8 protein-coding genes and 2 pseudogenes are annotated in these 7,606 nt (G+C 39.0%); 2 read left to right on the forward strand and 8 right to left on the reverse strand.

What is annotated here, in order from left to right:
- Positions 1–865: LysM peptidoglycan-binding domain-containing protein (locus AYJ08_RS21890; RefSeq protein ID WP_157452913.1), on the reverse strand; the 865-nt coding region annotated here is incomplete at its 3' end.
- A gap of 399 nt (positions 866–1,264) precedes the next feature.
- Positions 1,265–1,750 carry an AbfB domain-containing protein gene (locus AYJ08_RS21895; protein WP_064019473.1) on the reverse strand — a complete coding sequence of 162 codons (486 nt, stop codon included), beginning with the start codon at positions 1,748–1,750 and terminating at the stop codon, positions 1,265–1,267.
- Between the two features lie 356 nt (positions 1,751–2,106).
- On the opposite strand from AYJ08_RS21895, the gene AYJ08_RS21900 reads away from it, so the two are divergent.
- Complete coding sequence (locus AYJ08_RS21900) at positions 2,107–2,601, forward strand: peptidoglycan recognition protein family protein (protein WP_064019474.1); 495 nt, start codon at positions 2,107–2,109, stop codon at positions 2,599–2,601.
- Positions 2,602–2,695: 94 nt separating this feature from the next.
- Here AYJ08_RS21900 and AYJ08_RS21905 read toward each other — a convergent pair.
- Positions 2,696–3,408: pseudogene (locus tag AYJ08_RS21905) on the reverse strand (SDR family oxidoreductase).
- A gap of 223 nt (positions 3,409–3,631) precedes the next feature.
- Between AYJ08_RS21905 and AYJ08_RS21910 the strand changes: the two are divergent.
- Positions 3,632–4,408, forward strand: a complete 777-nt coding sequence (locus AYJ08_RS21910; RefSeq protein ID WP_064019475.1) for a C39 family peptidase — start codon at positions 3,632–3,634, stop codon at positions 4,406–4,408.
- 173 nt (positions 4,409–4,581) lie between these two features.
- Here the strand turns inward: AYJ08_RS21910 and AYJ08_RS21915 are convergent, their stop codons facing one another.
- The 5 genes and pseudogenes from AYJ08_RS21915 to AYJ08_RS25010 all read right to left on the reverse strand — a co-directional run.
- Positions 4,582–4,869 (reverse strand): hypothetical protein, encoded by a 288-nt coding sequence (locus AYJ08_RS21915; protein WP_064019476.1) that lies wholly within the window; start codon positions 4,867–4,869, stop codon positions 4,582–4,584.
- Positions 4,870–5,018: 149 nt separating this feature from the next.
- Positions 5,019–6,125, reverse strand: a complete 1,107-nt coding sequence (locus AYJ08_RS21920) for a DUF3626 domain-containing protein (RefSeq protein ID WP_064019478.1) — start codon at positions 6,123–6,125, stop codon at positions 5,019–5,021.
- 225 nt (positions 6,126–6,350) lie between these two features.
- Complete coding sequence (locus AYJ08_RS25005) at positions 6,351–6,533, reverse strand: DUF6262 family protein (protein ID WP_369799698.1); 183 nt, start codon at positions 6,531–6,533, stop codon at positions 6,351–6,353.
- Between the two features lie 192 nt (positions 6,534–6,725).
- The gene (locus AYJ08_RS24665) at positions 6,726–7,013 is read right to left on the reverse strand and encodes a hypothetical protein (protein WP_231929229.1); all 288 of its coding nucleotides are present in this window, start codon (positions 7,011–7,013) and stop codon (positions 6,726–6,728) included.
- A gap of 89 nt (positions 7,014–7,102) precedes the next feature.
- A pseudogene (locus AYJ08_RS25010) lies at positions 7,103–7,234 on the reverse strand (tyrosine-type recombinase/integrase); the annotation flags it as partial.
- Positions 7,235–7,606: the final 372 nt, after the last annotated feature.

Raw genomic sequence — 7,606 nt, forward strand, 5'->3', positions numbered from 1 at the left:
AGCCAACACGGGGCATGAAGCCAGTTTGACCTGTTTCAACAATTTGAACGTAATCGAAAGTTTGTAATCCTCCCCTCGGACCTTCTTCTTGAAATGGACTTGGAATGTTCCAACGTATTCCTAATACGGCTGTTCCTTTTGGGATGTCGGTTTTAATAGATTCTGACCTAGGTTCCTGTAAGATAAGCCAATCGTTCGTGGTCAAATGGAATCGTTTGCTATTCGTTTGTTGGACAACTTTTATTCTCTTCAACGCTATTTTTGCTATATCATTAATGAAAGGATCTTTTCCTTCTATAATAAAAGCACTTAATATATGCTGTGCATTCGTACTTGCAATACGCCCCAAGCTTTCTACTGCTCCCAACCGTACACCGTCACAAGGATGTCTAAGTAACTTGGATAGGTAGGGAACAGCAGCATCTCCTATCGCTTCCCATTCGTATGAACCTCTGTAAAAAACCTCATGAAGCGAGGAAGCGCTGCATTTCAAATCTGTATCTCCCGCTGTTTTCCACTTTTCGTAAATTTCCTTAGGATCGTATTTCTGAATACCAACAAGCATTTCAGTGCCAGCGTGCAGGGAGGCTGGATCATATAAATGGTTGACTTCTATAAGATTTTTTACCGTTGTGTGAAAACGATATGCTAAGCACTCTAACGTATCACCAGGTTGTACAACATAATACGGTCCCCCGCCTGCTTGTGGTAAATCCTGACCTTTTTGGGGGATAATCAAAGGCACTCCTGGAAAAATTCTGTTTGGATCACAAATAATATTGGCCTTTAGAATTTCCCTAACGGAACTTTCAAATTTGCTTGCTATTTTCTGTAACGTATCATTTTCCTTTATAAAATACAGCATAAAGATCTCTCCTTTATGTAATAGCTTTATTTAAAAAATAATAAATGCCTAAGATTCTTACTCCTGCTAGGTGTCCTGGTACTGGAATAGGATGAGTCCAAACCTTTTTTATGATGAGTAGCTGCATTCTCGATTAAGACATAAACTGCAGTGACGGTAGCCAATACAACCTATAGAGTCAACATTCGAAATAAATGCGATAAACAAAATAGCTACAAGAGCTAAAACCTTCACAACTATCAATGTTTCATCCCTTTGTAGTTTGAGAGTTAGCAACAGATGGTGCAGTTCCATGCAACATATGTGGCTCTTTTTATCTTCAGTGTCAAGCGAAGCAATAGGGTATATGCGAGATCCAGATGTCTCGCATATACCCTGTGTCGGTAATCTGGAGGTTTTTTATCTAGGACCCGGCGGCTCCGGAACGAAAGGTTGCCCTCGTAGCTTGAATGTGGCATCCGCTCGAGCTAAGTCGCTATCTGCCGGTTCTACCCAGAGATTAAAATTCCGGTGACGAATGAAACGGTCAGGAAAATTCTTTGAACGAAATGAGACCAGACTTCGATTTGTAGGATCTGTAAGACCGGGTACCATGATAAAGGTAGAGTCTAGGATCGCTAGCCGCTCTTCTGGTGTTGGAGGGCGACCGAATGGATAACCGGCTTCGTGAAGCTTAAGCCGAAAATTTTGATGGCGTAGGTAATGTAGCGGGTAGTTAATGGATCTAAGTCTCCCTTCCGCTCCAAACCTCCAATCACCTGTCCAATCAAATGTGGCATCATGTCGGTCTAAATCACTTTGGACTGGAGTGAGTTCCCCAAGAAAATTTGCATGACGGATAAACCGATTCGGATAGTTGACGGATTCTAGAGAGATGTAAGCCATACTATGCCTCCTTACTTAGATAAATTTTATCGTAACACCTTTTTCTATGCCTTATTTAGGACAGCCTGGATTGCATGTGCATAGTTGTGGCTGTTTCTTATGTCAAAAACCTACATTGGCGTTCATTGTAATTTTTATTCAATCAAAGCTATATTGGTGAGGAAATGAAGAATTTTCTGATAAATAGGCCCTTGGCTAAGGATACACAGAATCTAATAGGCTAATTTCAGGTATAGTTGATATATTGGCCTTCAGGAAGGTTAGTTCCAATAATAGTATTTGTTGTGTATAAAAAATCGGTTTGCGATAAAACTAAATTAGACTTTAGTTAAAATAGAAAGCAGTGAGCTTATCTTATGGAAATCGTTCAAAATTTTATTCCTGTGGGGCGTAAAAACAGACCTGGAACACATCTTCACGGCCCCAAATTCATTACAATTCATGATACAGCAAATGACGCGAACGGTGCGAATGCTCTAAATCATGCAGAATATCTTAAAGGGGACGAAGCAGCAAATAAACCTGTTAGTTGGCACTATACAGTAGATGACAAAAGAGCGGTTCAACATCTACCAAATACAGAAAAAGGGTTCCATGCTGGAGACGGAGGAGAAGGACCTGGTAACATATCCAGTATTGGGATTGAGATATGTGAAAACAGGGATGGCAATCGGAGGAAAGCTGAAGATAATGCAGCTGAACTGGCAGCGAAGCTATTGAGTAATTACAATCTCAACATAGAAGCACTTGTGCAGCATCACAAATGGACAGGCAAAAACTGCCCTCATATCATTCGCGAGCGTCCAAATGGCTGGGAACAATTTATCGAGAAAGTAAAAGAAAAGCTATAATTGGAAAAGTAATATTTTGAATCGGCATTCTTTCTTTATGAACTAACTAATTTGAGATCAAATTACAAATTAGAAGTTACTAAAAGGCCTTGATTCACAGATGAGATCCGCCACTTGCATCAATTAATTGTCCGGTTATCCATCTGCTGTCAGATGAAGCAAGAAATGCAGCAATATCCGCTACATCTTCAGGCTCCCCCCATCTGTTAAATGTTGAAAGAGCGGCGGCAAATTTCTGTCCATTGGGATCTTGCAAAGTCTTAGCATTCATCTCTGTATTAATAATGCCAGGCAGGATAGCGTTTACCGTAATATTACGGCTCCCCAGATGCTCAGCCAAAACGTATGTAAGCGTGTTGAGCGCCCCCTTCGATATGCTGTAAGTGAAAACATTTGGGGAGGCCACTCGTGTAACAAACGATGAGATATTGATAATACGGCCTTCATCTTTCAAACGCGACAAAGCTTGCTGGGTACAAAAAATGGTGCTTTGACATTAATGTTCATGACTTCGTTAAAAGATTCTTCTGTCACCTCTTCAATGGGTACAATTTGCCCGATTCCAGCGTTATTCACAAGAATATCAAACCGGTTATCGCTTGTCCGTTTCCGAAGAGCGTCATCCAATGTAGCATATAAATCACGTATACCGTTGAGCGAATTTAAGTCAGCGTTTATCAAGAATGCAGAACCTCCACTTTGTTGAATCTTATGAACCACTTCCTCTGCTTCATTATGTCTTTTTCCATAGTGTACCGCGACTAATGCACCATCCTGTGCCAGACGTAACGCAATGCCACGACCAATCCCCTAGGATAGATAGTTTTTAAACAAAACATTATAAGCAAATTATTGTTCGGTAAATGTTGTAATACAATGACCTGTTTTTACACGTATCTCAGTCGTTCCCCAATAACAGTTACATTAGTATTGAATGTTTTTATGAGGAATCAAAACACAAAATTAATAAAAAACGATACTTAATGAGATATTATGACATGTATTGAACTACATAAAGAAGGTGTATGATGTGAAAAGACTTCTACTTTTGTATGTCCTTTTTTCAATTTTAGCGGGCTGTTCTACAAAACAATTTCCAGTTGAAAAGCAAGGATCTAACGTTGGACATGAAGATGTTGAATTAACAAAAAATGTGAAGCATCCGTCGTACCAAAACGAACCGCTACAATCCCCAACTCCTTCAATCCAAGAAAAAGTCATTTTAGACGTGCCATTAATATCACAAAAACCTGAACTGAAATACGGATGCGAAGTTACAAGCTTAGCGATGGTATTACAGCACGCTGGCATCAAAGTCAATAAAATCCAGTTAGCTAACAGCATTAAAAAAGATAATGACCCACTGTCAATAAGTAAAAGCGGGAACATCATTCAATGGGGAGATCCTAAAGAAGGTTTCGTTGGAGATATAACAGGGAAAAATAAGGGATATGCTGTCTACGTCCAACCACTACAAGAATTGATGGAACATTATCTTCCAAATCGCACAGTGAACTTAACAGGAAAAACTTTCAATGATGTGCTAGCTCAAATCAAAATGAATAAACCTGTAGTGGTTTGGACGACAGGAGATTACAAAGTTCCGGATAGATGGGAGTCTTGGAAACATGGGAACAAACAAATCACAACTCCCCTAGATTTACACGCTGTCGTCCTTATCGGTTTTGAGGATGGGTACATTTATATTAATGATCCTTTAAGTGGAAAAAAAGCCCGTAAGGTAAACCAAGAAACTTTCATCCAATCTTGGAATTCATTAGGAAAACAAGCCTTATCATATCGCTAACCAATTCAAATTCATTTAATATCTATAGGGGTCCAAAGTAAAAAACGTGAACTTGGTACGTTAAGTGATTGTCCTCATGAAAAAGTCGTTTTTTTATTTTTCTATCGAATAAAAGAGCAGTCTTAATCTGCTCTTTTATTCGGTGTAACTTCCCTGTACACCTTATTTCTATTCTATTTTCGGTAGTAGTGTTTTGCCCATTCGTTAAAGACTTGTTGTTTAGACTGTGCTATCACTGTGGAAGCATCGCTTATTTCCCAATAATGAATTGCCTCTCTTAATGTCTTATGGAGCCACAAATCATTAATATTCCATGAGCAAAAAATCTTTCGATACATAGACCCGTTATGGATTCCATTCTTGTATCTCCTAACTGCTTTACTAGCTAATCTTTTAGCAAACTTTTTTCCTGGGCCAGTTTTATCCTTAACTGCTGGAAATTTCTTATAGCTTCTACTCATCACTAACCTCCTTACCGGGAAGTTAATGACCGTAGTTCATCTCCTTCATAGAACAACCTCCTTTAATTCATGTATAACTAAATACTCATCCATTCCTTAAAAGTTTCAGTTCTATCCTGCTTTTTCTGTAAGCTTCAATAGTAAGTCCTTTATTCCCGTGCAAAAGCGTTACCATACCGAACTAAAACATGCCACATGTATTTTAATTCTTGAAGTACCTTTTCATAGTCCCCTCTGTCGCTCCATTGTGCCGGATTACGTTTCAAATCATTAGCGGCAGCTCCGATCACGCTGGCGTCGATATAATCATTCCGCGCTATCCGTTTAGCTAAAGAAGGCATGGTTGGCCCTCTAAAATCCTTGGGTATTTCTTCTACTCGCAAAGCAAAACCCATATGCCAGTAAAGTTCAATAGAATACTTTAAGCACATTTTTTCAAAGCATTCTCCTATGTATGTGCCTTTAAACGAAGGATCAGCAACAAGCACTTCTACGTCATCCTTTAAAGTAATATCCCCATGAACCTGAGCCTCAATATAGTGATTAAGGTTTCGACTAGGCTTACACTTTGAAAAATCCTTGAATGGCCGTTCCAGCTTATATAAGAGATTGTCAATCAATTTCCGTGGTGTTAGATCTTTCTCCCCGATCGCATATTCCTGTATAAATGCATCTTTAAAAGTCGCTGATACTATGTCATCAAACTCGTCATAGGTACCCCTTTCCTTTGGGTCCTGATGCGAATCCAAATAAGTGTATGTGCAACGATAAGAGACCTTAGGTGATAAAAGAAAGTAGCATGAACCAAACCGTGGAGCAGGTCCATCCGGGTGCAACAATAAATGTAGTGCCCCGTACTTTGGCCGTTGATTATTAGTCACACCATCCAATTGATAAACGCCTCCAAACATCTTTTTCTCCCAAAGATCCCGTACACCACCTGGATAAGCCGATACACTCCCATTGGAAATGTGAGTTTCGAACTGGCTCTTATAAATTCCCTGTTCAAGCAATGACTGAGCTACACATTTCATGTCTGCAATTGGCCGATCAGGATGAAAATGCAATGCGACCCTCGCGTTCGACATCAGCTTAGCCACGGCGTCTTCAAAAGTATTCCAAGAGATATTCGACATCTGAAGAACTTCCTTAATTGACTTGTGAGCCTCATGTTTTCGTGTTCTGGCGTATTGTGAAATATGTTCAATAGCCAATTGCTGTACACTTGATAGCTCTTTCTTATCTGACACTTGTATCACCTTCCAAATTGAAGTATGCAGTACTACTATAGCTATCGTAGCATGAACTTAATAAAACGAATTCTATGGACATGAACAGAGGGAACCATGTGGAGTTTTAATGTTGGGGAAGCGTCAGGAAAATGCGGTTATCTTAACTTCAATGTGACAATCACTGTTAAATCAATGGTTGTCACATTGTTTACATGTATTCATAGTAGTTTTATATTTGGTCTAATTACGTTATAACTTTTCGTAAATTAATCCACGTAATTTCAATAGTTCTTCCTTTAACCGTTTATTTTCATCTTCAAGTTCTTTTATCCGTTTACTCTTTGCAGCAATAAGTGAATCTTTGCTAGCATCCGTCATATTTTGTTTAATATCCTGGGGAGAAGGTAATCCTTCTTGTTGCTTTCTTAGCATCTCTATACGGTTCCTTATTGGCCTATTGTTATAGAGTAATGCTTTGGACACACCAGAATCAGTGAAACGCTGTTAAAGTTTATTTTAGCCTTGGACTTTATTAGACGTTGAATAGACTCGTCCACCTTGCGAGATGCCTCTTGGCTTTTTCTTATAGCGTGTAGTTTAACACCTTCAGTGTTGCGGGGATGTTTACCTTCCATGAATCCGTTCCTTTCCCACATATTCGCGTCCTTTTTTGCCTGCCATGTGGTGGGTTCTACCTTCCTTTAAAGTATCTAGAATAGGCTCTAATCGATCTAGCATCGCCTGATTCTTATCTACCCACACCTGACGCCCTAACAACTTGCCTTTTTCAATTACAGCTTTTGTTTCCCTGATCTCAATTTCATACTGAGGTATAAATTCTGGTGTTGTACAGAAATTTCTACAGGATAGACAAGGATTTGCTTGTGTAGGGCATGGTTTAATAGGTTTCATGCAATAACCAAGCTCCATTTTTACAGCATCCAGGTTATGCCGGATGTATTCCCATTCGATCATGTCTTTATTTTCAATATCTTCAAACTCAATTTGGCGTACTTTAATGTCATCTCAGGAGAAGCATGAGCCATCCATTTTTGAACATGAAGTATATTCATACCGTTATTAAGAAGCTCTACACCCTTGGTATGCCGAAAGGCATGGTTTTTTAAATGAAATGCGTTCCCTTGGTCATCCGTAATGTTTTGAGTTTTGGTGAAACGGTTCAAGCTTCTACAAATGTAGCGCGGATTCTATATAGCGAGTATTCACTTTATAGGAACAGGTTCCTAATGTCCGCTAATGCTTGTTGCGTGATTTTGTTCCATTGCTACACACACCCCATATTTATTACAAAGAGCCTTATAGTTTTTAGAACAAAACTATAAGGCTCTTATAAAGTAATTGTTATTTTACTAATTAATTCTTAAATTTTTCTTACAAACAAGCTTTATTAATTCGTTGCATCAACTTTAGAAATTGAGTTATCTGGAGCTAGATAGAACTCATATATTGGATGTCCGAGATTTTTGATTTTCCATTCAGATTTA

The sequence above is a fragment of the Brevibacillus sp. SKDU10 genome, assembly GCF_001645205.1.
Lineage (GTDB): Bacteria > Bacillota > Bacilli > Brevibacillales > Brevibacillaceae > Brevibacillus_B > Brevibacillus_B halotolerans.